Here is a 24368-nt window from a genome sequence, read left to right as displayed (position 1 = left end):
TCAGCGCGTTTTCCATCATCAGGACTCAATCACTTATCAAACCAGTTTTTCATTTGTTCCTCGAAACGCTGCGCTACATTTTCCCAACTGTATTTTGAAAACACCAGGGATTTTGCTTTTTCGGCAATCTGGTGGCGTTCCTTATCAGCAAGCGCACGGTTAATATCATTAATTATACTGTCGCTCGACATAGGTTCTGCGAGGTGATAGCCCGTTATGCCATCTAACACAAATTCGCTAATCCCCCCTTTTTTGCTGGCAAGAACCGCTTTTCCTGCTGCCATCGCTTCTACAGCCACCATGCAAAATGCTTCTTCAACCTGAGATGGCACAATAACCAGATCGGCTATATGATAGAAGTTATGCATCTGGTCAGGAGATTGCCCCCCAGCCATAATACAATCAGTTCCAATCTCTTTTGCGGCGTCCAGTACTTTCTTTTGATACTCTGCTTTTTCACCCTTGCGGCTTGCATAAGGGTCGCCAACAACGACAAGTTTAATATTACTTCTTAAGGTACGTAATTTTTTGAACGCCTGCAAAAGCAACAGGATGCCTTTATCAGGCGAAATTCTCCCGGCATATAAGAGAACGGTGGCATCTTCCGCAATATTTAATTGCTGACGAAGATTATCTTGTGGGTTTCTTTTATAAGTCTCAGCACAAAAACCATTAGGCACAATACTAACAGCAGCGGCAGGCAATCTTTCTTCATAAAACGCTTTAAGAAACTGACTGGGCACGATAATTTTTGCATCGTTATCAGGAAGTTCTGGTTCAAATGCGTTATGCATGTGCATAACCAGTTTTGCATTTGGATTGCGCTCTCTGATCTGCCGATACAGTTTCATACTATTATGAATAACAATGACGCTATCTTCCTGGGTAGTCACTTTATCTCTAATATTAAGGACGCGCTGGGAATAGGGTAGTGGGTCGAGACGAGTCCATTTCTGAAAAAGACGCTTATAAACTTGACTAAACCCAATGTAATGAATATCACAGTTATCGTTTATTTTATTATATTCAGGATAGCCAGCATTCTTTATACAAGCAATAGCACTCGGTATTGATAGTCGTTTTGCAACCTGGTAAATCCAGGTTTCTACCGCAGCCGCACCACGAGGAGGAATTGAAAATATAGGAGTAACAGTAAATATGATTTTTTTAATCATAATAGCTATAATCCAGAATAGTTAACTTTATAGAAAAAGAAATTTTATAGAAAAAGAAATGCGTGCCGAAGCAACGCAAAATAATTATTTATCTAGTGTCTAGACAATTTTATCGTAATATATTTCATCCTCAAGTTCCGAGGCTGTAATATATGGAATAATATCGTAATGAATTGCAGTATCATCTGATAAATTAAAGATATTTAAATCACTCACATTTTTTCTCATAAAAGTAAAAAATGGCAGTATTTTAAACAGGTCTTTACTAAGCTCAGATGGCATAGGGCTGGTAGATTCGTCATAGAAACGTGGGCAACTCCCTGTTAAGTCAAGCCCAGAACATATAATACGGCCATACTTGAGGGAATAGGCAACCTGAATAGCGGTATAAGCAATAGTATGGCAAGAGCAATATCCGATGCTGATATCCTTGCAAAATCCAGCCAGTCGCCCTCTTTTCGAAAGAGGAACTGAAATAAGTAATGCTTTATGAACCCGCTTGAGGATATTAAATTTAATTTTCTTTAAAAAACCCCCTTTTTCTCGGCGATAAAAGGAGCGAATAATTAAACAGTTTTCTTCAATATATTTTTGATCATCCACTGAAGCCTGTTCGTACACATCAAGATTGACGATAGTAAACTGACTGTTACGGCTAAAGTTATAAAAATCTTCGCGCCGACGATGGAGGAAGCGAACATCCGTCAGAAGGTACAAAAATGGCTTGACGTTATTGTTTAGCAAATATTGAACAGAACCATTGACTGCAATGACATCTTTCATTCGTAACAAGGACAGCGGCGTCTTTCTGGACGTAGGACCAGAAAGAAAAATAATACAATCTTCAGCCGTTCTTTTCGCAATAAGTTGCAGAACATCGGCGTGAGTTATGAAATTAACGCTGCCCATAAAAAACTCGTATGTTTATCATGCAACCTATAAATAAATGTTATATTCAATAACTAATATTACATCTCAAATTCTCTCAAGTATGTCATAACGCTGCAGCAAATAAAAGTCAGTCAGCCCCTTAAATTAAACCAAACGTGCTACATTGGTCAGCGCTTTTCCTTACCCTTAATACGACGAAGGAAATTTCGAAGTTTTTTCTTATAAATCAATAAGTAAAATCCGATATCTCTCACATTATTTTTGATACCATAATGTCTTTCTAAATCAATACGATCCTTTGCTTTTCGTTGCCTGGAAGGTCTTTTTCCGGACAAATCGATAATTCTGATCTCATTGCCTTGCAGGATAAAGTTACCTTTATGGGGATCGCCCGAAACCATACCATGCTGATGCAGGGAATATATCGACTGTTTGATTTTCCCTCTCACCTCGTCAGAAATTTCTGGCATATCAACAAGTTCAATACCTTCAATATACTCAATTATCATCACGTATGTTTTTACATAGCGTAATGTTTTAATTTCCGCCAGCAGGTAAAAATCATTAAGCGCCGCAAACCCTTCACGCCGCACACGATCTGTCTGATGAAAAAGCTTTTCGTAGTAATCTCCTTTTACTAACGATTTGAAAAATCGTTCAGTATTTTTTACTTTTGGACTAAATACTTTGAGAATATATTTTCCGTAGTCTGTATTAATCAATACAACTTTTGTATCTTCTATATTACGGAAGACTTTAATAATCTGATGATTATAAGATAGAAAATCTTTGAATATCTCAATGTATTTTTCACCGTCTTTTTTGACAAAGACGGTATAGTTTTTAACCTTTTTTTCAATAATCATAATGGAGATTTAGGGAAGGAAATTATTTGTGGAAAATTTTACGATAAAGATATGCGCTTCCAGCCAGAAGGCCTTTAAAATAATGCCCCTGCACGAGAAGATGTTTATATCGCTTCTTAAATTCAACTATGGTACGCGCATCTTTTGCGGGAAAATCTTTCCAGGGCGAATTCAGTCGTGCATTTTTATAATAGATAACTGAAGGATAATTTGCCCAGGCATGCCATGGTTTTGTAGCGCCCGTATAATGAATTAAAATAGTATTATCATTAATTATATTGCTATATTTTTTATGTGACTTATCTTTCAACTCACTTTTGATAGTATAAATGGTATTATACGGTCGCGGAAGAAAAATGACTTTATCCTGTAGGAGAATATTCAGAACATCCTGATCGGGATATTTAAAAGAGTCAGCCTCTTTACCTGCCAGAAGTAAAAATGCCTTTTCAGTTAAGGCATTCTCTTTCCATAATTTCAGGTTAACAAAAACCACGCCGGAGTTAAAATAACCACCTTGTAAATTAAATGCTCTTAATCTCTCATTTACCTTATTCTGGATGGAATCAACATCTTTTACGACCGCAGCGATCTTCTCTGTCAGATCAAGCTGTAAAAGATCTTGCAAAGATCCTTTGCATACAACATCGGCATCCAAATAAAGTAATGTGTTTACCTTCTTGCTGAGATAATCGAAAGCAAATAAACGAAAATACATTGCTCTCGACCATACTTTAGTTTGAGGCAATACCTCAAGGCTTTCTACTTTAATAAGATAAAGAGAAATTTTTATGTGATGCTGTACGGCTAAACGCTCTATATATTTTACAAAACACGGGGAGTATAAATCACAAATAATATGGAAAGCGAGCGGGATATTATTATTTAATACAACTGAAGCAATTGATACCCCCACACCATCAAGATAGTTTTCATCAACACCATAAGAAATGTTTAATACGTTATCATCATTATTATTATTACTTTCATCAAAAACTTTATATTCAGCTATTTCTATCTCAGGAAATGAATCCATTACATCACCTATGGGTTTTATTCAAGAAGTTTACGTTTAAAGTAGGCTATATAATAATTTATACCCGAAGTATAATGCTTCTGATTAAACATATGCTTTGCCGCATAACGTAACTGATGACTAGTGACTGGATTTAAAAGTGCACAATGAGACCATGGTGAGTTGCTCTTAGCCTGTAAAAAATATTGTGACACAGGATAAGCCCCCCAACTATGCCAGGGCTTCGTTGGTCCGATATAATGAACAAATACAGTCTCAGCATCAACTGGATTAATAACTGAATCTTTTAATTCATAGTTAAGACTAAATTGTGTATTAAATTTTTTATCAACAAAACGCGCTTTATTCACTAACAATATATTTAATACATCCTGATCAAGGTGCGTTATGCGCTGTACTACCTCCGGATCTTTTAGCATTTCAATCGCTTTCTTAGAGATATTTTCTGCGGTCCAAAGAGGTATGTTAATTAAAATAAAACCGGCATTAAAATAGCCAGAAACCAGCCCAGGCGTTGCCAGGCTAACCGAGCGCTTAGTCCACCATTCCAACTCGCCTTCAGCAACGACAGCCGCAATCTCATTTTCAGCGAAGTTAAGATCAATAAGCTCCTGAATACTCCCCTTACATGCAATATCTGCATCCAGATAAAGTACTCTATCTGTTTTATCTGAAAAATAATCGGCGATAATGAATCTAAAGTATGTTGCATAGGTCCAGTTTTTGGTACTGGGTAGCGATTTTAAGCGCTCACAGTCGATTAGGTAAACAACAATCTGCGTAGCGTACTGTTTTGCTAATGCCTCAAATCGCTGCTGGTCTTCAGAGTCAAAGAAATCGGTAAAAACATGGAAAGCTAACGCCTTCTCTGGGTTAGCGAGGAAAACCGATGCAATAGAGACACCACAGCCAAAAAGAAAGTTTTTATCAATCCCATAAGCTATATTAAATTTATCAGCATCACTATGTTGTGCATAGTTATAATCTAAAGTCTGTTGAATGACTTCTTCTTCAAAATATTTTCTGCTCATAGTGATCACTTTTGTAATTTCGAGAATATTGCATTATTAAAATTTTTAAAATATAGCACATCGTAAAATCTCTCAATCGTGCCGGGAATAATATCATGCTGATATTTTACTTCACCAGAAATAACGCGATTAAGGTGTCCTACAAAATCATCTATAGCCCCCGGGGTGTAAAGCTCACCATTCAAGCCGGGTTTAATCATATCGCGCGGACCAGACATACAATCAGAACTAATACACGGAATTCCATATGACATTGCTTCCAGCAGGGTCATAGGAAATCCCTCAAATGCAGAGGTAAGTAGTAACGCGGTGACATTTTTTATTTTTTGCTGTACGACTTGCCACGGCTCGCTTTGCCAACCATACCAGATCACACGCTGCTCAATACCAAGCTCCCGACTATAGGCCTGGCACTTTTCAAAATCTGAGCCATCACCAATAATATGTAGCTGCCATTCCCCTGTCGTACGAGCTAAGCCATCAAATAAATCTTTAACTCTTTTCTGTCCTTCAAATTTAAGACGCCCTACATAGAGAAATACAGCGGGTTTATCGCGCTCAGGCGACGGCACAATGATTGTTTTAATAGAGACAGGATTATAAACGACGCTAATATTTTGCGCTGAGATACCCCGTGCCATCATCTGTTCTTTAATACCACTACTTATGGCCAGATGATAATCCGCGTACGTTATACATTCTGCATGTTTTTTATGGTCGAGCGAAAAATGCGGCCACGAGAAAATAGTAAACTGTTTACCACTTTTCTTTCGTGCTTTATTGGCATAAAGACATGAGATGACATCAATACATATCACAATATCTGGTGACGTTTCTTTCAACCATTGACTAAAATTATAAACATGCTTAGCTCGACGAAGAAAACTTAATTTTATATTTGAGAATGATTGCGCATATTTAATCTCTTTTAGCCATGCTTTATCCATTTTGTCATTACGGCAAAAGAAAAACATTTCACAGTTGATTTTCGGAGAGCTATTTTCAAACGTATGGATAACGTTGCTAATAACGGTTTCCATCCCTCCGAAGCCAGATACCGCTTCGCCAACGAACGTTATTTTCATAATATTCTTATGAATTAGAAAGTTAATATTATAATAACCTATTAATCAACCTCAATAAATTAAAGGAAATTATAGTTGTATTCAGCTAAGTCAGACATCTCTTTAGAAAGTGGTTGCCATGTTAAATTGTCAATTTCGTTAAGCGCTTTAGTAAATTCATCATGTGTTCTGACACAGTCTGGTAAATTAAACATCTTATTAATTTCATCCAATTTTGGTGTATTAGATGAAAAGCATACTGTTGGTGTACCAAAACACATTGCCGCAATAGAATAATGGTACCTTCCTGAGATTAGTACTACTGAGTTCTTAATAACAGATAGCCATTCAGTAAAAGACTTCGCATCATGAATAATTAGTTCAGGCATAAATTTCTTCAGGCTTTCGATTACATCTGGCTCCTCATTATTCATACCAGATGGAGAGCCGACAAGATAAACTAATTTGTGATTTTTATATTTCTTTAAAATCTCACCAGCTATAAAAGATGAATTTTCTTTATTATAGTTAACCGCACCAGATAAACATACGTATTTTTCTTTATACAAACTTTCTGGAATTTCGTTTTCAACCTTTTTGACAAGTAACGGCAAGCTATCAAAAGATAAAGTAGCATCAATACCTAATATATTAGTAATTAATTCATGCGATTTTTTTTCTCTTGCCGCAACATAATTACATCGTGAATAAGCACACTTATAATAATAAATTTGTTTCTCATTACCCAATTTAGGATAACAAGAGTGATTTATTAGATAAACCTTTTTTTTAAGTACATCTTTTGCAACGTGAATTATAAAAAATATAAATCTTGTTGCTGTATGAATACTATTAATAGTTCCTTCACCATTTATTATAACGCAATCACTTTTTAATAATGAATCCCATAAATCAGGTAATTTCCTGCGAAGATGTTTACTATAATAATGGCTAGCTAACCTCCTTATTAACTTATTCTTACTGTACACAAGCAGACTTTTTTTGGGTGAGTTTTCTATCTTACTACCTTCTTCGCACGAGAAAGTGACTATTTCATTAATACCACGAAACCTTAAACTTTCTTTTATCGCAGTCGATGTTCCATAACATCCCCAATGATAAGAGTTACCTGTATCATTTATAATTAATACTTTCATGACATGTAGTCCAAATCAAATAATAAGTCAGTATAATAATTTAAAGATTTTTTCTTATTGTTCTTTCTTTAATTCGAGCGGCTTTAACATCCGCCTGATGAATCAACCCCGATTCTTTTTGCAAAATATCTCGCAGGGGGAGAGAGAAATACTCACGCATAAACCGGAATATATCTCGCTGAGTCAGGCCAATATTCATTGAAGAAAAATAAAGCCCAATTAAATCCTTGTCACGCCAGCGAAGGGGAACGTGCTGACGTATCTGCGCGCGATGCAGGTCGATTACGGAGATTTTTAAATCCTCTTCACGACCTGTGAAAGGTAAATGCAGAAGAAAGTGGCAAATATAACAGTCACGATGGTTAATTCCCCCGGCGTGCATTTTACGTACCATAGTCGCAACACGCTTAATGATCATCCACTTCACCTGCGCGTCCGGTGGATTAACAGCCCAGTCAGCACAGTAGTCTTCAAGGCTAATCGTGGGCGTTAAATCTTCGGTGATAATAAATGATGTTCTGGTTAGCGGATTTACGCCTTTTTCACCAAAACCAACGCCGTGCATCGTATCAACGCCCAGCTCATGTAGACGATGAATGGCGTGCCATTCTCTGTCAGCGCCCAGAACAGGCATACGTAACGAAATCAGGTTCTTCACAATTTCTTTCAGCGAAGTGCCTTTATGCCACTTCAGGAAGTAGCTTTTGCCGTCCAGCTCAAACCGCAATGTTCGACGCGTCTCCAGCTCTCTGAACACTTCGCCCTGTAACGTTTTCACTTCCTCAAAAGCATCTTTACCGCGCCATAGTGTGGTTAACGGCGCTTTCAGCTCAACCATCTAAATCACCTGTAATAATATCTGCGGCCTTCTCCGGTAAGCTGTATAAATCCTGGGTATCAGCATAATACCGCGCATTTTCAGCCCAGGCGCTGCGTAAGGAAGGCTGTGTCAGCGCTTTGAGTAAAACCTCATTTAGCGCATCCTGGCGGAATGGTTCAGTCATCGCTTCGCCACAGTTTGCATCCACAATATAATGTGCATAACCGCACACCGCGGTTGTCAGCACCGGCAAACCAGCAGTAATGGCTTCCAGCAAAACAATACCAGCAGCTTCCTGATAGGCTGGATGCAGTAAAAGGTCGGCTGCCGCCATTAACTCCGCGATATCATTACGTCCGGAGAAAAAATGCACATTCGTGCCGACGCCGCTTCTTTCAGCCAGCGCTGCAAACTTCTTCGGCTTATCCTGCCCGACAACATAGAGCACCGTATTTTGCCGTAAAGATTCGGGTAGCGATGCCAGCGCTTCAATAGAGCGATCCACACCTTTACGGGTAAAGTCAGACCCTACTTGCAACAGTAATTTTTGCTGTTCTGAGATACCATTTTTCTGACGATAAATTTGACGACTGTTTGGGATCTGTTGGCTATATTTTCTGTCCGGGTAAATCCCCGGAGGAAGAATATGGAAACGCTCCGCTTCAGTCTGATAATGTTTTTGGAAGTCAGCAATCTGCTTATTCGTCAGCATTAATAGTTGCGTCGGCTTGCCGTGTTCAAACGTGGCGCGTTCAAAAGCAGCATAATGCCGATAGCGTGATGTCAGGCGATAGAAAAATCCTTTTTCCTGTGCGACTTTTTCGGCGTAACACACGTCTGCGGCGTAATACACATCAAGGCCCGGCATCTTATTGAATCCAACCACCCGATCGACAGGGTGGTCGCGCAAATGGTGTTGCACCCAGGCATAATATTCTGCGTTACGACCGTGGTTCGTCCGGGATTTAACCGGCACGCGGATTAATTCAAAGTTATCCGGGCATTCCCCTTCCCATGACTGAGTATAAACACGAACCTGATGCCCTCGCGCCGCCACGGTTTGGGCAATGCGCATAAAATCACGCTGCAGACCGCCAAAAGGAAAATATTTATATAAGCAAAAGGCAACTCTCATAGCAGGCTGTCCAAATCTATGGTGCGTGCCTCATGCGGCAGCATTTTTTCCGTCGCGGCGATAACATCTTCAGCCGGAATCACGGAAAGGTATTTTTTATTACGATCAAGCTCATGCCGTTCAGGCATCGGCTGATAATTTCCTGCCCAAAACTGAATGATGTCGTCGGTCCAGGGACGCCAGAACACATGATCCGTCGCGCCGAAAAGGCAAATAACCGGCGTTTTGACTGCTGCGGCAATATGACCAGGGGCCGAATCAACACCGATAAAGAGATCCGCATGGTCAATCAACGCGCCCAATTCAGGAAAGCGAGTTTTACCCGCCAGACCAGTAACCGGTTTTGTCTCACAGCCGCGTGCAATAGCATCCACGCAGGCCATCTCGTCTGCGACCGGGCCTGACGTCAGTACAACCTGATAACCGCGGCGCTGCACGGCATCAATAACCTGCGAGAATTTATCATTATCCCAGCACTTAAATAGCTGCCGTGCCGTAGGTTGAATAACAACATATTGTCGGGTTACGCCAAGTTGTTTGAGCTGTTGTCGCATGTTTTCCCAATGTTCCGGGCGATAGCTCATGGTGGTTTCCGTGACATACTGTTTTAACGCTAACGGCTTTAGCGCGGATAATGTGCGCTCAACAGCATGTTCTCCCGCATAAGGTACTAAATGCGTAAAGCTCTTTTTCCATAAAGCAGACTGACGATTACCGAAATCCTGCGAGATTTTTGTTTTTGCGTTTAAAAAACGCACAATGAGCGCCACGCTCCACTGATCGGTGAGATTGACGACCAGATCATACGAGTTAGCGCGCAATTTTTTGATTAGCGATAGCGCGTTTTTAATCTTCTCTTTTGTTCCTGCGCCTTTGTTACTGATGCCGTAGAGTGCATTAATCTCCGGATTTTCCGACAATATCGGTATGGTGTTCTGGTAAAGAAGCACATCGATTTTTGCATCGGGATAATTCTGCTTCAGCGTACTGATGACAGGGGTGGTAAGTAACATGTCTCCATGAAAACGCATTTTTATAATCAGAATTCTTCGAAATGGCTTTTCCACAAGCGACTCTTTGGTTGAAATTGTCCGGATAAATAAGCAGAAAAAAGCACGCTACCGCCCCAGGCTTCACAGCAACCCGATGGCTAATACCGCACTCATTTTAGATGCGCTAGTGTAACACTTCTTTCGCAGCAATCCGATACGAATAATTTTTATACACAATCATTTTTTTAATCATAAATTCAAAGAGATATTAATTTACCCCTCTCTTGTGAATGGTCATTCCCATTGTCTGGGGCGACAAGGGCGGCAAATTTCAATGGATTGCGTAAAAATGCAAAAATAATGGGGTTCAGCGCCTGGAATCCTCGCTTCTGAGCCAATTTGGCGCAAAAATGGGAAAAGTAATGGTAAAGCCCAGGCTAAATACATAGAATCCCCAGCACATCCATAAGTCAGCTATTTACTATGCTCGAATTGCTTTACACCGCTCTTCTCTACCTTATTCAGCCTCTGATCTGGATACGGCTTTGGGTGCGTGGACGTAAAGCGCCGGCCTATCGTAAGCGCTGGGGTGAACGCTACGGATTCTACCGCCGTCCGTTGAAACCGGGCGGAATCATGCTGCATTCCGTCTCGGTGGGCGAAACTCTGGCGGCCATCCCATTGGTCCGCGCTCTACGCCATCGCTATCCCGATCTGCCTATTACCGTAACGACCATGACGCCGACCGGCTCGGAGCGCGTCCAGTCCGCCTTTGGCAACGATGTTCAGCACGTTTACTTGCCTTATGATTTGCCCGATGCGCTCAATCGTTTCCTCAATAAGATTGATCCTAAGCTGGTATTGATCATGGAGACTGAGCTCTGGCCAAATCTGATTGCTGCGCTGCACAAACGTCATATTCCGCTGGTTATCGCTAATGCGCGGCTTTCCGCCCGCTCCGCCGCGGGTTATGCGAAGCTTGGCAAGTTTGTCCGTACGCTCCTGCGCCGTATCACCCTGATTGCCGCGCAAAACGAAGAAGATGGCGAACGCTTTGTGGCATTGGGCGCGAAGAACAATCAGGTCACGGTCACCGGCAGTCTGAAATTTGATATTTCAGTTACGCCACAACTGGCGGCTAAAGCCGTTACGCTACGTAGCCAGTGGGCGCCGCACCGTCCGGTCTGGATTGCCACCAGCACCCACGATGGCGAAGAGAGTATCGTTATCGCCGCTCACCAGGCGTTATTACATCAATTCCCGAATTTATTACTGATTCTGGTGCCCCGCCATCCGGAGCGTTTCCCGGATGCTATCAATCTTGTGCGTCAGGCAGGGTTAAGCTACATCACTCGCTCTTCGGGCGAAGTGCCGTCCGCCAGCACCCAGGTCGTGGTAGGCGATACCATGGGCGAATTAATGTTGCTCTATGGCATTGCCGATCTCGCCTTTGTTGGTGGTTCGCTGGTTGAACGCGGCGGTCATAACCCGCTGGAGGCTGCCGCTCATGCGATTCCGGTACTGATGGGTCCGCATACCTTTAACTTTAAAGATATTTGCGCCCGTCTGGATCAGGCGAGCGGACTTATCACGATTACCGATGCGGCTACGCTGGCAAAAGAAGTTTCCTCTTTACTGACCGACGCTGATTATCGTAATTTCTACGGACGTCACGCAGTTGAAGTGCTGTATCAAAATCAGGGCGCGCTCCAGTGTCTGCTGCAACTGCTGGAACCTTATCTGCCACCGAAAACGCATTGAGGACTGTCATGCAAAAACGGGCGATTTATCCAGGTACGTTTGATCCGATTACTAACGGTCATCTCGATATTGTGACGCGCGCAACGCAGATGTTCGACCATGTCATTCTGGCTATCGCCGCCAGCCCCGGCAAGAAACCCATGTTCACCCTGGACGAACGTGTGGCGCTGGCGCAAAAAGCGACCGCACACCTGGGTAACGTAGAGGTGGTGGGCTTTAGCGACCTGATGGCCAATTTCGCCCGCGACAGACAGGCGAATATCCTGATTCGTGGTCTGCGCGCGGTGGCGGATTTTGAATATGAAATGCAGTTGGCGCATATGAATCGCCATCTGATGCCGCAACTGGAAAGCGTTTTCCTGATGCCGTCCAAAGAGTGGTCGTTTATCTCATCGTCGCTGGTCAAAGAAGTGGCGCGCCATCAGGGCGATGTGACCCACTTTCTGCCGGACAATGTGCATCAGGCGCTAATGGATAAGTTGAAATAAGTATCCTTCCTTGCCGGCCTGGCGTTTTACTTCTGACAGTGACGGCAATAGAACGTCGCACGCTGTGCGTGTTTCGTTGCGACTATCGGCGTACCGCATACCCGACACGGCTCGCCTTTGCGCCCGTACACCTGCAACTCCTGCGCAAAATAGCCCGGTTTCCCATCGCTTTGCAGAAAATCCTTCAGCGTTGTCCCGCCTTGTTCAATAGAGCGCAGCAAAACGGCTTTAATCACCCGTGCCAGCAGGTCGCACTCCTCTGTCGAGAGTGACGACGCCAGGCGGTCAGGGTGAATACCAGCGGCAAACAGCGACTCGCTGGCGTAGATATTCCCCACGCCGACCACCAGCTTGTTATCCATCAGCCAGGGTTTAATCGCCGTCTTCTTCTTCGCGCATTTCTGCCGCAAATATTCGCCATTAAACTCATCGCTTAGCGGCTCCGGTCCCAGATGCGCCAGTACGTTATGCCCTTCCAGCTCTTTGGTCCATAACCAGGCGCCAAAGCGGCGAGGATCGGTATAACGTAGAATTTTGCCATTGCTCATCACCAAATCGACATGGTCGTGCTTTTCCGCCGGCAGCGCTTCCGACAGTATCCGCAAGCTTCCCGACATCCCCAGGTGAATAATTATCCAGCCGTCAGGCAGCTCCAGCAGTAGATATTTAGCACGACGCTGAACGCTAAGGACGGGTGTATCGCTCAGACGATAAATTTCGTCTGAAACCGGCCAGCGCAGACGGCCGTTACGGATATGGGCGTGCAGGATAGTAGCGCCAACTAAATGGGGTTCAATACCCCGGCGGCTGGTTTCAACTTCGGGTAATTCAGGCATAACGTCTCCGGCTGTGTGGCAGGTCTCATTAATATGGGGACGGCCAGAAAACAAAAAACCCCGCCGAAGCGAGGTTTTTGTTACATCAAAGCGAGAATTATTTGATTTTCGCTTCTTTGTAGATCACGTGCTGACGGACAACTGGATCGAATTTTTTCAGTTCCAGTTTTTCCGGCTTAGTACGTTTGTTCTTCGTAGTGGTATAGAAGTGACCAGTACCAGCAGAAGAAACCAGCTTGATTTTCTCACGAATACCTTTAGCCATGATTTATTTCCTCTTAGTACTTAGTACTTTTCGCCACGGGCACGCAGTTCAGACAGAACTGTTTCGATGCCTTTTTTATCGATGATACGCATACCTTTAGCAGATACACGCAGGGTGACAAAACGCTTCTCGCTCTCAACCCAGAAACGGTGAGAGTGCAGGTTAGGCAGGAAACGGCGTTTAGTCGCGTTCAGTGCGTGGGAACGGTTGTTACCGGTCACCGGACGCTTGCCAGTAACTTGGCAGACTCGGGACATGTCTATTCTCCAAAAATCAAATTAGCTCGAGCTTCGTATGGGGTATCGGCGCCTCGTCAGGCTTTACAGCCTGGTCATCGCGCAGTTCTATTGAACTCTCGATTGCCAGGCCCAAATGCCAAACCCGAGATTCTCAAAGGTGGCGTAGTATACGCTGACCCGGCGATATGCTCAAGTCCCGAACAGACAAAGATCCCGATGGATCGCGCAAAGAATCTTAAATCCAGCCGCGTTCGGCAAAAGAAACGTACTCTCCGCGCCCAATTATCAGGTGATCGAGCACCCGGATATCCATAAACTGGCAACACTTTATCACGCGCTCAGTGATAAGTTTATCTGCTTTACTTGGCTCTGCGCAGCCTGAAGGGTGATTATGCGCCAGAATGACCGCTGAAGCATTGAGTTTAATCGCTTCCCGAACAATCTCACGCGGATGCACCTCTACGTGGTTAAGCGTGCCGGAAAACAGGCGGCTGTGCTGAAGCACCCGGTGCTGGGCATCGAGGAAGATCACCAGAAAGATCTCACGCTCTTCGCCCGTCAGTTGGCTTTGCAGAAATTCCCGCGTCATTTCCGGACTCAGCAACGCACTTTCCTCATTCATGCGCACGCTGTAATAGCGCCTTGCCAGCTCAGCAATGCCTTTCAACTGCGCGAATTTCGCCAGGCCGATGCCGTTTACGCCGCGAAACTGCGCAAAGTCCGCCGACAACAGGCCATACAGCGACCCAAAGTGCTGCAATATCTCTTTTGCCAACGTCATAACATCTTTTCCCGGCGTGCCGGTACGTAAAAAAAGCGCCAGCAGTTCCACGTCGCTGAGGGAAGCAATGCCGGATCTGAGCATTTTTTCACGCGGTAATAATTCGTCCAACGTATCCATACGCGCACCTCCTTTTTTAAGGAAGCGGCATAGTGGCATAGCCTTTGGGAGAGATCGACGCCCCGATTTTGTTCTTGCGTAGCGCCTCGCAAAGTGGAGCGCAGGCAAAGACACGACGCCGTAGAGATTGTGATAAAATAGCCGCCTTTCAAAGTCACCCAACAGGAAAGACATGATGAGCCTGGCCGGTAAAAAAATTGTTCTCGGCATTAGCGGCGGTATCGCTGCGTATAAAACGCCGGAGCTGGTGCGCCGTTTACGTGAGCGCGGCGCTGACGTGCGCGTGGCAATGACCGAGGCGGCAAAAGCCTTTATTACCCCCCTGAGCTTACAGGCAGTGTCGGGTTATCCCGTATCCGACAGTCTGCTTGACCCTGCCGCTGAAGCCGCGATGGGGCATATCGAGTTGGGGAAATGGGCCGACCTGGTGATTCTTGCCCCCGCGACCGCCGATCTGATCGCCCGTGTAGCATCGGGTATGGCTAATGATTTAGTCTCCACCATCTGCCTGGCGACGCCAGCCCCGGTGGCCGTTCTTCCGGCCATGAACCAACAGATGTACCGCGCTGCCGCCACGCAACATAATCTGGGGGTGCTCGCCTCTCGCGGCCTGTTCATTTGGGGGCCGGATAGCGGCAGTCAGGCGTGCGGCGATGTAGGCCCAGGCCGAATGCTGGACCCATTAGTTATCGTTGATAAGGCCGCCGCGCATTTCGCTGCCGTCAACGATCTGCGACATCTTAATATCATGATTACGGCAGGCCCGACGCGCGAACCGCTCGACCCGGTGCGTTATATTTCCAACCACAGCTCAGGTAAAATGGGCTTCGCTATTGCGGCGGCCGCAGCGCGTCGCGGCGCAAATGTCACGCTGGTCTCCGGTCCCGTTTCGTTACCAACGCCGCCTTTTGTAAAACGGGTTGATGTCATAACCGCGCTGGACATGGAAGCCGCTGTTCAGGCCGCCGTTCAACAGCAGCACATTTTCATTAGCTGCGCCGCCGTGGCTGACTATCGCGCAGAGACTATCGCCAGTGAAAAAATCAAAAAACAGGCGGCGCAAGGTGATGAATTACTAATAAAAATGGTCAAAAACCCGGACATTGTCGCCGGGGTGGCCGCACTCAGTGACAATCGCCCCTACGTTGTTGGGTTTGCCGCGGAAACGAATAATGTGGAAGAATACGCCCGGCAAAAACGTATCCGTAAGAACCTTGACCTGATTTGTGCAAATGATGTTTCTCTTTCAAATCAGGGATTTAATAGCGATAAAAACGCTTTACACCTTTTCTGGCAGGATGGAGATAAAGTCTTACCGCTTGAGCGGAAAGAACTCCTGGGCCAATTATTACTCGACGAGATCGTGACCCGTTATGATGAAAAAAATCGACGTTAAGATTCTGGACCCGCGTGTTGGTCAGCAGTTTCCGCTGCCGACTTATGCTACTTCTGGTTCTGCCGGGCTTGACCTGCGCGCCTGTCTCGACGACGCCGTAGAACTGGCGCCTGGCGCAACGACGTTGGTGCCTACCGGATTGGCCATTCATATCGCCGATCCATCACTGGCGGCAGTCATGTTGCCGCGTTCTGGCCTGGGCCATAAACATGGTATCGTGCTGGGTAACCTGGTCGGGCTGATTGATTCCGATTATCAGGGGCAGCTGATGGTTTCGATCTGGAACCGTGGTCAGGACAGTTTTACCATTGAACCGGGCGAACGTATCGCGCAAATGGTGTTTGTTCCGGTCGTTCAGGCCGAATTTAATCTGGTGGAAGCATTTGACGCCACCGAACGTGGCGAGGGCGGCTTCGGTCATTCTGGCCGTAAGTAAATTTTACGCATCCCCATAACGTCATAATACTGCCGCAAGCGCTGAGTTTGCGGTTATAGCGTGGGTGCTCGCCTGGCAAGTGCTTATTTTCAGGGGTATTTTGTAACATGGCAGAAAAACAAACTGCGAAAAGGAATCGTCGCGAAGAAATACTTCAGTCACTGGCGCTGATGCTTGAATCCAGCGATGGAAGCCAACGCATCACGACGGCAAAACTGGCGGCCTCGGTCGGCGTTTCCGAAGCGGCGCTATACCGCCATTTTCCCAGCAAGACCCGCATGTTCGATAGCCTGATTGAGTTTATCGAAGATAGTCTGATTACCCGTATCAATCTGATTTTAAAAGATGAAAAAAACACCAGCACGCGTTTGCGCCTGATTGTGTTGCTGATTCTGGGTTTTGGCGAACGCAACCCTGGCCTGACGCGCATTCTTACCGGGCACGCGCTGATGTTTGAACAGGATCGCCTGCAGGGGCGCATTAATCAGCTTTTTGAACGCATCGAAGCGCAGCTCCGCCAGGTGCTACGAGAAAAAAGAATGCGTGAAGGCGAAGGCTACACGACGGATGAAAATCTGCTGGCAAGCCAACTGTTAGCCTTCTGTGAAGGTATGCTTTCACGGTTCGTGCGTAGCGAATTTAAATACCGCCCAACGGACGATTTCGACGCCCGCTGGCCGCTCATTGCCGCTCAGCTACAGTAACGCTGACTGGATAGTGGCTCACGCCTTATCCAGGCGACAGAAACATAGGCCCGGTAAAGCGCCACCGGGCAATTCGCTTACACGCCAAATTCTTCCCGGTATGCTCGCACAGCCGCCAGATGCTCAGCCATATCAGGTTTTTCTTCCAGATAGGCAATCAGGTCTTTCAGCGTAATGATGGAGATAACCTTACAACCATAGTCGCGCTCCACTTCCTGAATCGCGGAAATCTCGCCGCGGCCACGTTCCTGACGATCCAGCGAAATCAGTACGCCAGCCAGCGTAGCCCCGTGCGCCTGAATAATCTCCATCGACTCGCGAATCGCCGTACCTGCGGTAATCACGTCATCCACCAGCATCACGCGGCCCTGTAGCGCGCTGCCCACCAGACTCCCGCCTTCGCCATGATCTTTTGCCTCTTTGCGGTTAAAGCAGTACGGCAGGTCTTTATCGTGATGTTCCGCCAGCGCAACTGCCGTCGTCGTCGCGATCGGAATACCTTTGTATGCGGGGCCAAACAGCAGATCAAATTCAATACCGGAATCCACCAGCGCTTCGGCATAAAAACGGCCTAACAACGCCAGGTCGCGCCCGGTATTAAACAGCCCGGCGTTGAAGAAATAGGGGCTTTTGCGCCCGGATTTCAGCGTAAACTCGCCAAACTTTAGTACCTGCTTGTTAAGCGCAAACTCAATAAACTGGCGCTGATACGGTTTCATGGATTCGCTCCTTTTCTTACTTTCATCATTTACGAAATTTACGGACAAAAAAAAGGCGACTTTTCAGTCGCCTTAAAATCAATTTTCTAACGCCGCCTTCTGCGTCGCCACAATGGATTCAATTCCCCCTCGGGCCAGCGCCAACAAAGTGAGAAGTTCTTCATGGCTGAACGGCTCGCCTTCCGCGGTACCCTGTACTTCAATAATGCGGCCGTCTTCAGTCATCACGACGTTCATGTCGGTTTCTGCGGCGGAATCTTCAACATATTCCAGATCGCAGATCGCTTCGCCGTTAACGATGCCTACGGAAACCGCCGCCACCATGCCTTTCATCGGGTTGGTTTTCAGCTTACCGTTGGCAACCAATTTATTCAGCGCATCCGCCAACGCCACGCAGGCGCCGGTAATAGACGCTGTACGCGTACCGCCATCGGCCTGGATTACATCGCAGTCCAGCGTAATGGTAAATTCGCCGAGCGTTTTCAGATCGACCGCCGCACGCAGCGCACGCGCGATCAAACGCTGAATTTCCATAGTACGACCGCCCTGCTTACCCTTTGCTGCTTCACGCGCATTACGGGTATGGGTAGCGCGAGGCAACATGCCATACTCTGCGGTGATCCACCCCTGTCCTTGTCCTTTCAGAAAACGTGGGACGCCTTCTTCAATGGAGGCGGTGCACAACACTTTGGTATCTCCAAATTCGACCAGTACCGAGCCTTCAGCGTGTTTTGTATAGTTACGGGTCAGGGTTACGGGACGCACCTGATTAGCGCTACGGCCTGCTGGACGCATATTGAGATCTCCGGCTTAAAACGAATGTGGCTGCGCATTATACGGACTTCCGATGGTTATTCCTATCCTGACAAGGCCTGGATAGCTATAATCCCCTCATCTCTCCTTTAAAAACGGGAACATCTATGATCCGCAGTATGACCGCCTACGCCCGGCGTGAAATCAAGGGTGAATGGGGTAGCGCGACCTGGGAAATGCGCTCGGTAAACCAGCGTTATCTGGAAACTTACTTTCGTCTGCCGGAACAGTTCCGTAGTCTTGAACCCGTCGTGCGCGAACGCATTCGTACACGCCTGACGCGCGGCAAAGTCGAATGTATGCTGCGTTTTGAACCCGATGCCAGCGCGCAAGGCGAGCTTATTCTGAATGAAAAGCTCGCGAAACAATTAGTTAGCGCCGCAAACTGGGTCAAAATGCAGAGCGACGAAGGGGAAATCAATCCGGTTGATATTTTGCGCTGGCCAGGTGTCATGGCGGCGCAAGAGCAGGATCTGGACGCGATTGCCGCAGAAATTTTAGCCGCGCTGGACGGTACGCTGGATGACTTTATCGTCGCGCGCGAAACGGAAGGTCAGGCGCTGAAAGCGCTGATTGAACAACGGCTGGAAGGCGTCAGCGCCGAAGTAGCGAAAGTCCGCGCGCATATGCCGGAAATCCTGCAATGGCAGCGTGAACGCCTGGTCGCGAAGCTGGAAGATGCTCAGGTTCAGTTGGAAAACAACCGTCTGGAGCAAGAGCTGGTGATGATGGCGCAACGCATTGATGTGGCGGAAGAGCTGGATCGTCTGGAAGCGCACGTCAAAGAGACTTACAACATTCTGAAGAAAAAAGAGGCGGTAGGCCGCCGTCTGGACTTCATGATGCAAGAATTTAACCGTGAGTCGAACACCCTGGCCTCCAAATCCATCAACGCTGATGTAACTAACTCCGCTATTGAATTAAAAGTGTTGATCGAGCAAATGCGCGAGCAAATCCAGAATATTGAATAATTCTGGCGCTCAATATGTCACAGAGCCCGCCTTATGCGGGCTCTCGCGTTTATCGGTAGTACGTTTTTAATTTCCGGCGAATAGCGTCGATAAGGCGTCGCTTCCACTCTACCGTCGAAGCCCGATACTGCATAAAAATAGCGCCTTCCGCCTGCTCCCCGGCAAGCGGCAGGACAAAAAGACCGCGCTTATCGGATAAATTTTCATACCAGGGGCGCGGTACAATCGCCATTAGCGGCGCCGACTGGACAGCAGGCGCAAGTTGACTGTAATCATGACAAACAAACGTCAGCGGACGTTCAAACCCGGCACGAGCCTGCTGCCTGTCCAGTTCGTTGTTCTCTTTTGTCCACGGCAAACAGTAAATGTGCTGATAATGCTGTAGATCAGCAAAATTCAACTCTGCGGCATTCTCCAGACGTGAACGCAATGGCGCACCATAAACCGCAATCAAACGCGTAGTCCCCACCCGCTCGTAATGCAGAGCGCTGACCTGCTTTTGATGGTCGCCAATTGCCAGCACCAAATCAACCGAGCTATCCAACAGTTCATCACGCCAGGGTCGGCGGGCAAAAGGAAGGCACTCGATCACCGCCTGATGAAGATGACCTTTCTCTGCGAGAACGGGCGTAAGCAGCGCGTTCAATGCGGGAGGAAGTACCACCCGGAAACAACGGGAGCCGTTCTCTTTATCGCCAAACAGCTCCTCATTAAGCGAAACAAACACAGGCGCCAATTTGTCACGCAGCGCCTGCGCATAAGGCGTAGCAATCTGGCGGTTCCCTTCCCGTCGAAACAACGGATCGTTTAGCGCATCGCGCAATCTCATTAACGCATGACTTACCGCAGAAGGCGACAAAGCCAGCTTTTGCGCCGTTTTCCCCGTAGAGCTCGTCTCCAGCAGCACATACAGTACTTTTAACAGGTTCATATCCATTTGCAGCAAGTTCATTAAACGTCTCTCTTATTGAACCTGGCTAAATTACTGCCAGGTATACTGCGGGCGCTTCAATCAGGAGAACATTATGAATCGCTATGCATTATTCCTTGTATGTATATTTTCAACATCAGCACTTCCTGCCATGGCGGCATTAGATCCTTCACAACCGTTATCACCCGCGCCTCCGTTATCACTGTTTAAAGCGTGGGCTAAGCCTATAAAGCCGTTTCAAATCACAGAAGGCGTGTGGTATGTCGGCACGGAAAATCTCTCTTCTATTCTGCTGACCACTCCGGCAGGGCATATTCTTATTGATGCGGGGTTGGATGAAAGCGCACCGCAAATTAAAGCGAATATTGAAGCGGCAGGATTCCGCCTCACAGACGTGCGCTATCTGTTGAATAGCCATGCGCGGCTGGATCAAGCGGGGGGCATGGCACGTTTGAAAGCGTGGAGCGGCGCACAATTGGTCGCCAGCCAACCCAACGCCGATCAGATGGCGAGGGGTGGACGAGAGGATTTTGCGCTTGGCGATGCGCTCCCCTTTCCGCCCGTCACCACCGATAAAATTATCCACAACCAGGAAAGCATCAGCCTCGGAGGGATAACCGTGACAGCGCTATTCACGCCTGGACATCTACCCGGTTCAACCTCCTGGCGCGTAACGCTCCGCAACGGCAAGACGCTAATTTACGCTGACAGTCTCGCCACGCCCGACTATCTGCTGATTAACAACAAAAATTACCCTGACCTGGTTACTGATATTCAGGGTAGCTTTAAGACACTGGCCGCCCAGCATGTTGATATCTTTATTGCCAACAAAGGTGACCGCTTCGGGCTACTGGAGAAACGACAGCAACTTCGCAACGGCGATACACAGGCATTCTTTGATTCCAATGGCTTGCAACAGTATGTGGAACGCTCGCGTCAGCGCTTCATCACACAACTTACCGCACAGCAGCCATAATGAAATGACTCACCGGCGGCGCGTCCAGGGCGCCGTTAAGTTAATTTATCTAAGTCAAAACAGAAAAACCTCGCATGTAATAAACCACAAAAATGATGTTCAACTTATTAATATTTATAATAAATAATTATTAATCATAAATTTAAAATCATTACTAAAATTTATTAATCGTGTAATGCCTTAGAAAATCTCAATCGTGATACAGCGCACAAATCGTTAATCTTCGCCCCCAGTAAATTAGGGGGAAATCATGCTGTTGCACGTTCTTTATTTAATTGGCATCACTGCCGAGGCCATGACGGGCGCACTCGCTGCGGGTCGTCGTCGCATGGATACATTCGGCGTAATTATTATTGCTACCGCCACCGCCATTGGTGGAGGCTCGGTTCGCGACATTCTGCTCGGTCACTATCCGCTGGGTTGGGTGAAGCATCCCGAATATGTCATTATTGTGGCGACTGCCGCTGTATTGACCACCATTGTTGCCCCCGTCATGCCCTATTTACGCAAGCTTTTCCTGGTACTTGACGCGCTGGGGTTGGTGGTTTTCTCTATTATTGGCGCTCAGATAGCCCTTGATATGGGCGAAGGGCCAATTATCGCCGTGGTGGCCGCCGTCACTACCGGCGTCTTTGGCGGCGTGCTCCGCGATATGTTCTGCAAACGCATTCCACTGGTGTTTCAAAAAGAGCTATATGCCGGCATTTCGTTCGCCTCGGCGGTGCTCTATATTGCGCTACAACATTACGTCATGAATCCGGATGTCGTCGTTATCTCTACGCTACTGTTTGGCTTTACAGCAAGGTTATTAGCGCTACGTCTTAAACTTGGCCTGCCGGTATTTTATTACCGCCATGAAGGGCACTAAGACCCAAATCCGGGAATATGCTGAGCAGCCAGCCATCTGCTCAGCGTTTTGATCTGCGGATTATCCCGCCAGTCGATAACTCTCCCGGCACGGCGCTCGCCCGTCGCTGGCAACTGCCGCCAGTGTTGCTCTGTTCGCATTAATAACTGCTCCCATGAGCGATCGCCGCTGGCCTGTAATGCGGCCTGCGTTAAGGGGATATCCATCGCCATGATCCAGCGGGTAAACGACTGCCGGCGCGCCAGGTTAAATTGCCGCCATATCTGCTCGCTTTTTCCTTTAGCAAAGCCTGGCGTGTTGGCTATTTGCGCTGACGTCAGGGCAAGCCAGGAGAAGATATGCTCAAAGCGATGCGTTTGATGCAAGGCCCGCCAGCTGGCTTCGCCCATTCCGTCCAGACCCAACGCCGACCGTGACCCCAGCCATACCAGCCTGGAGATAAACTGTTCCTGACACGTTGCCGACGCGTAAAAGCAGGTCAGCGAGTTGAAATGGCTATCAGGCGGTACAGGCTTACTCCGCTCACGACTCCGCCAGACGACCTCATCAAGCCGGGGAATGCCTTGCCCGGCCAGACTCACCAGGATCTGATCGCCCGGCGCGATATCCCACGCTTCCCAACGTTTCACAGAGCCGATATTGACCCGCTGAACCCGCTTATCATCCAATATAACGGGGACAAGCGACGCTACTACGGTAATTTTGCCGCTTTTCCCCACCGAGAACTGAATAGCGCTCACTTGCGCGACCTGCGCTACTGGCGGATATTTCCATGCTGCCAGCCAGTCGCCCTGCCCGGGTCGCCAGTGTTGTGACGCAGGTTCTTTAGCCATGCGTATCACTACGCCATCCGTTACAAAGGGTAATGCTGACGTCAGCCATGACTGGCGCGCCCGCTCGACCTCGCTGGCATTTTTTACCGCCAGGGAATATTTCTTCGTCAGACTGAATCCAGCCTTAGCAAGTTGGCTTAATCTTTCGGGCATATTTGCCGGACCGTCCGGCCACGCCCAAATAAAAATACCCAACGAATTTAGCGCGGAGGCGTTATCCTGGCGCATTAACATTCCTGCGACTTTCGAGCGCGCATTCATCCCGCCCATCCGTTGCTGGATATGCCCCTCGCGCTGTAGAAAGATTTCGCCCTGCAACACCGCGTTAGCTAGCGCGCCTTGTGTTGTCTGCGGTATAGAGGGGATCAGGCGAATTTTTGGCGTCCAGTCCTCGCCTTGTAGTCCGTTACCCCGGCTAATAGCCCTGGTCAGTTTACCGTTTTGATAAACCAGCGTTACCGCTACGCCATCCACTTTTGGCTGTACCCAAAGCTCGCTGCGCCCGCGCATCCACTGTTCTACCGCCTGTCGGTCCGCGAGTTTACGTACGCCCGTGTGCGCAACAGGGTGCATTGTTGTACCGTTTAACGGCGGTGAAACCGGAGTAGATGAAACATCCTGACCAACACAGCGTTGCCACTGAACCAGCCTTGCGCTGAGTTGGTCGTACACACTATCGTCAACCGCGCTAACCCCTTGTTTCCAGTAGATGTCATTCCAGTCAGCGAGCTGTTGCTGTAAACGGGCGATTTCTTCAGCGGCCCTTGCTGGCGGCCAGGCCGGGCAAAGCGCCCCACTCTGCGAATGCCACAATAAAATTCCCCACGCCATACTTTTCCATAATCTCATCACGACCTCCTGCGCACATTGCCCGGCAGGTATAGCGCTTTAGTGAATAAAAACCGACAGGTAAAAATGCATCATCCGAGCCGCTTTCCAGATTTTTTGGTGGGTTGCTGCAACGACGCGATAAAAGCGGAAAAAGGGACGCAAAATGCAATAATCTGGCGCAAAAAGTGTGACAAAGACTACGTCGCATAACGGCGATGTGTATAATAAGCCCG

At 47.1% G+C, this 24368-nt stretch carries 26 protein-coding genes; 8 read left to right on the top strand and 18 right to left on the bottom strand.

Annotated features, from left to right (window positions below; genetic code table 11):
* Positions 1-29: 29 nt before the first annotated feature.
* From ABVM99_RS21025 to rfaQ, 10 genes are all read right to left on the bottom strand, one after another.
* Entirely contained in the window at positions 30-1175 is a 1146-nt protein-coding gene (locus ABVM99_RS21025; RefSeq protein ID WP_023195503.1) for a lipopolysaccharide N-acetylglucosaminyltransferase, read from the bottom strand.
* Positions 1176-1274: 99 nt separating this feature from the next.
* The gene (waaZ, locus tag ABVM99_RS21020; RefSeq protein ID WP_000536017.1) at positions 1275-2084 is read right to left on the bottom strand and encodes a 3-deoxy-D-manno-oct-2-ulosonate III transferase WaaZ; all 810 of its coding nucleotides are present in this window, start codon (positions 2082-2084) and stop codon (positions 1275-1277) included.
* A 149-nt stretch (positions 2085-2233) separates the two neighbouring features.
* Positions 2234-2932, bottom strand: coding sequence for a lipopolysaccharide core heptose(II) kinase RfaY (rfaY, locus tag ABVM99_RS21015; protein ID WP_000582812.1), 699 nt, complete (start codon positions 2930-2932; stop codon positions 2234-2236).
* A gap of 22 nt (positions 2933-2954) precedes the next feature.
* Complete coding sequence (gene rfaJ, locus ABVM99_RS21010) at positions 2955-3968, bottom strand: lipopolysaccharide 1,2-glucosyltransferase RfaJ (RefSeq protein WP_023195504.1); 1014 nt, start codon at positions 3966-3968, stop codon at positions 2955-2957.
* A gap of 17 nt (positions 3969-3985) precedes the next feature.
* On the bottom strand, positions 3986-4999 hold the full coding sequence (gene waaO, locus ABVM99_RS21005; RefSeq protein WP_023195505.1) for a lipopolysaccharide 3-alpha-galactosyltransferase: 1014 nt from the start codon (positions 4997-4999) through the stop codon (positions 3986-3988).
* A 5-nt stretch (positions 5000-5004) separates the two neighbouring features.
* On the bottom strand, positions 5005-6084 hold the full coding sequence (waaB, locus tag ABVM99_RS21000; protein WP_023195506.1) for a lipopolysaccharide 1,6-galactosyltransferase: 1080 nt from the start codon (positions 6082-6084) through the stop codon (positions 5005-5007).
* Positions 6085-6143: 59 nt separating this feature from the next.
* Positions 6144-7220 carry a polysaccharide pyruvyl transferase family protein gene (locus tag ABVM99_RS20995; RefSeq protein WP_077684043.1) on the bottom strand — a complete coding sequence of 359 codons (1077 nt, stop codon included), beginning with the start codon at positions 7218-7220 and terminating at the stop codon, positions 6144-6146.
* Between the two features lie 40 nt (positions 7221-7260).
* Positions 7261-8058, bottom strand: a complete 798-nt coding sequence (gene rfaP / locus ABVM99_RS20990; RefSeq protein WP_023195508.1) for a lipopolysaccharide core heptose(I) kinase RfaP — start codon at positions 8056-8058, stop codon at positions 7261-7263.
* Positions 8051-9175 carry a glycosyltransferase family 4 protein gene (locus tag ABVM99_RS20985; protein ID WP_001261579.1) on the bottom strand — a complete coding sequence of 375 codons (1125 nt, stop codon included), beginning with the start codon at positions 9173-9175 and terminating at the stop codon, positions 8051-8053. The genes rfaP and ABVM99_RS20985 overlap by 8 nt, the downstream gene beginning before the upstream one ends.
* Positions 9172-10242, bottom strand: coding sequence for a lipopolysaccharide core heptosyltransferase RfaQ (gene rfaQ, locus ABVM99_RS20980; protein WP_071786607.1), 1071 nt, complete (start codon positions 10240-10242; stop codon positions 9172-9174). Before rfaQ ends, ABVM99_RS20985 begins: the two co-directional genes overlap by 4 nt.
* A 408-nt stretch (positions 10243-10650) precedes the next feature.
* Here rfaQ and waaA point away from each other — a divergent pair, with 408 nt between their 5' ends.
* Positions 10651-11928 carry a lipid IV(A) 3-deoxy-D-manno-octulosonic acid transferase gene (waaA, locus tag ABVM99_RS20975; RefSeq protein ID WP_023195510.1) on the top strand — a complete coding sequence of 426 codons (1278 nt, stop codon included), beginning with the start codon at positions 10651-10653 and terminating at the stop codon, positions 11926-11928.
* A gap of 8 nt (positions 11929-11936) precedes the next feature.
* Positions 11937-12416 (top strand): pantetheine-phosphate adenylyltransferase, encoded by a 480-nt coding sequence (gene coaD, locus ABVM99_RS20970; RefSeq protein WP_001171884.1) that lies wholly within the window; start codon positions 11937-11939, stop codon positions 12414-12416.
* 26 nt (positions 12417-12442) lie between these two features.
* On the opposite strand, the gene mutM is transcribed toward coaD, so the two are convergent.
* From mutM to radC, 4 genes are all read right to left on the bottom strand, one after another.
* Positions 12443-13252 (bottom strand): bifunctional DNA-formamidopyrimidine glycosylase/DNA-(apurinic or apyrimidinic site) lyase, encoded by an 810-nt coding sequence (mutM, locus tag ABVM99_RS20965; protein WP_001114516.1) that lies wholly within the window; start codon positions 13250-13252, stop codon positions 12443-12445.
* A 97-nt stretch (positions 13253-13349) separates the two neighbouring features.
* Positions 13350-13517, bottom strand: a complete 168-nt coding sequence (gene rpmG, locus ABVM99_RS20960) for a 50S ribosomal protein L33 (protein ID WP_001051798.1) — start codon at positions 13515-13517, stop codon at positions 13350-13352.
* 20 nt (positions 13518-13537) lie between these two features.
* Positions 13538-13774, bottom strand: coding sequence for a 50S ribosomal protein L28 (rpmB, locus tag ABVM99_RS20955; protein WP_001519051.1), 237 nt, complete (start codon positions 13772-13774; stop codon positions 13538-13540).
* A 217-nt stretch (positions 13775-13991) separates the two neighbouring features.
* Positions 13992-14657, bottom strand: coding sequence for a DNA repair protein RadC (gene radC, locus ABVM99_RS20950; protein WP_000380129.1), 666 nt, complete (start codon positions 14655-14657; stop codon positions 13992-13994).
* A 175-nt stretch (positions 14658-14832) separates the two neighbouring features.
* Between radC and coaBC the strand changes: the two genes are divergently transcribed.
* From coaBC to slmA, 3 genes are all read left to right on the top strand, one after another.
* On the top strand, positions 14833-16053 hold the full coding sequence (gene coaBC, locus ABVM99_RS20945; RefSeq protein ID WP_023195511.1) for a bifunctional phosphopantothenoylcysteine decarboxylase/phosphopantothenate--cysteine ligase CoaBC: 1221 nt from the start codon (positions 14833-14835) through the stop codon (positions 16051-16053).
* Entirely contained in the window at positions 16031-16489 is a 459-nt protein-coding gene (gene dut / locus ABVM99_RS20940; protein ID WP_000976078.1) for a dUTP diphosphatase, read from the top strand. Before coaBC ends, dut begins: the two co-directional genes overlap by 23 nt.
* A 107-nt stretch (positions 16490-16596) precedes the next feature.
* Positions 16597-17193: a nucleoid occlusion factor SlmA gene (slmA, locus tag ABVM99_RS20935; RefSeq protein ID WP_000818607.1), complete on the top strand. Its 597-nt coding sequence runs from the start codon at positions 16597-16599 to the stop codon at positions 17191-17193.
* Positions 17194-17270: 77 nt separating this feature from the next.
* On the opposite strand, the gene pyrE is transcribed toward slmA, so the two are convergent.
* Positions 17271-17912 (bottom strand): orotate phosphoribosyltransferase, encoded by a 642-nt coding sequence (gene pyrE / locus ABVM99_RS20930; RefSeq protein ID WP_000806167.1) that lies wholly within the window; start codon positions 17910-17912, stop codon positions 17271-17273.
* 78 nt (positions 17913-17990) lie between these two features.
* A complete protein-coding gene (rph, locus tag ABVM99_RS20925; protein ID WP_001247078.1) occupies positions 17991-18707 on the bottom strand; it encodes a ribonuclease PH in 717 nt (238 codons plus the stop codon).
* 125 nt (positions 18708-18832) lie between these two features.
* Here rph and ABVM99_RS20920 point away from each other — a divergent pair, with 125 nt between their 5' ends.
* Complete coding sequence (locus ABVM99_RS20920) at positions 18833-19696, top strand: YicC/YloC family endoribonuclease (protein ID WP_000621352.1); 864 nt, start codon at positions 18833-18835, stop codon at positions 19694-19696.
* Positions 19697-19745: 49 nt separating this feature from the next.
* On the opposite strand, the gene ABVM99_RS20915 is transcribed toward ABVM99_RS20920, so the two are convergent.
* Positions 19746-20648, bottom strand: a complete 903-nt coding sequence (locus tag ABVM99_RS20915; protein ID WP_023195513.1) for a LysR family transcriptional regulator — start codon at positions 20646-20648, stop codon at positions 19746-19748.
* A 73-nt stretch (positions 20649-20721) separates the two neighbouring features.
* On the opposite strand from ABVM99_RS20915, the gene ABVM99_RS20910 reads away from it, so the two are divergent.
* Positions 20722-21603 carry an HARLDQ motif MBL-fold protein gene (locus tag ABVM99_RS20910; protein WP_017442020.1) on the top strand — a complete coding sequence of 294 codons (882 nt, stop codon included), beginning with the start codon at positions 20722-20724 and terminating at the stop codon, positions 21601-21603.
* A 250-nt stretch (positions 21604-21853) separates the two neighbouring features.
* Positions 21854-22471 carry a trimeric intracellular cation channel family protein gene (locus ABVM99_RS20905; RefSeq protein WP_000924334.1) on the top strand — a complete coding sequence of 206 codons (618 nt, stop codon included), beginning with the start codon at positions 21854-21856 and terminating at the stop codon, positions 22469-22471.
* On the opposite strand, the gene ligB is transcribed toward ABVM99_RS20905, so the two are convergent.
* The gene (gene ligB, locus ABVM99_RS20900) at positions 22468-24153 is read right to left on the bottom strand and encodes an NAD-dependent DNA ligase LigB (protein ID WP_017442021.1); all 1686 of its coding nucleotides are present in this window, start codon (positions 24151-24153) and stop codon (positions 22468-22470) included. The two genes, ABVM99_RS20905 and ligB, sit on opposite strands and share 4 nt — an antisense overlap.
* Positions 24154-24368 lie beyond the last annotated feature (215 nt).

It is taken from the genome of Salmonella sp. SJTUF15591 (genome assembly GCF_043356435.1).
Lineage (GTDB): Bacteria > Pseudomonadota > Gammaproteobacteria > Enterobacterales > Enterobacteriaceae > Salmonella > Salmonella enterica.
Note: the sequence above shows the minus strand (reverse complement) of the source record. Positions and strands in the feature narration are given on the sequence as shown.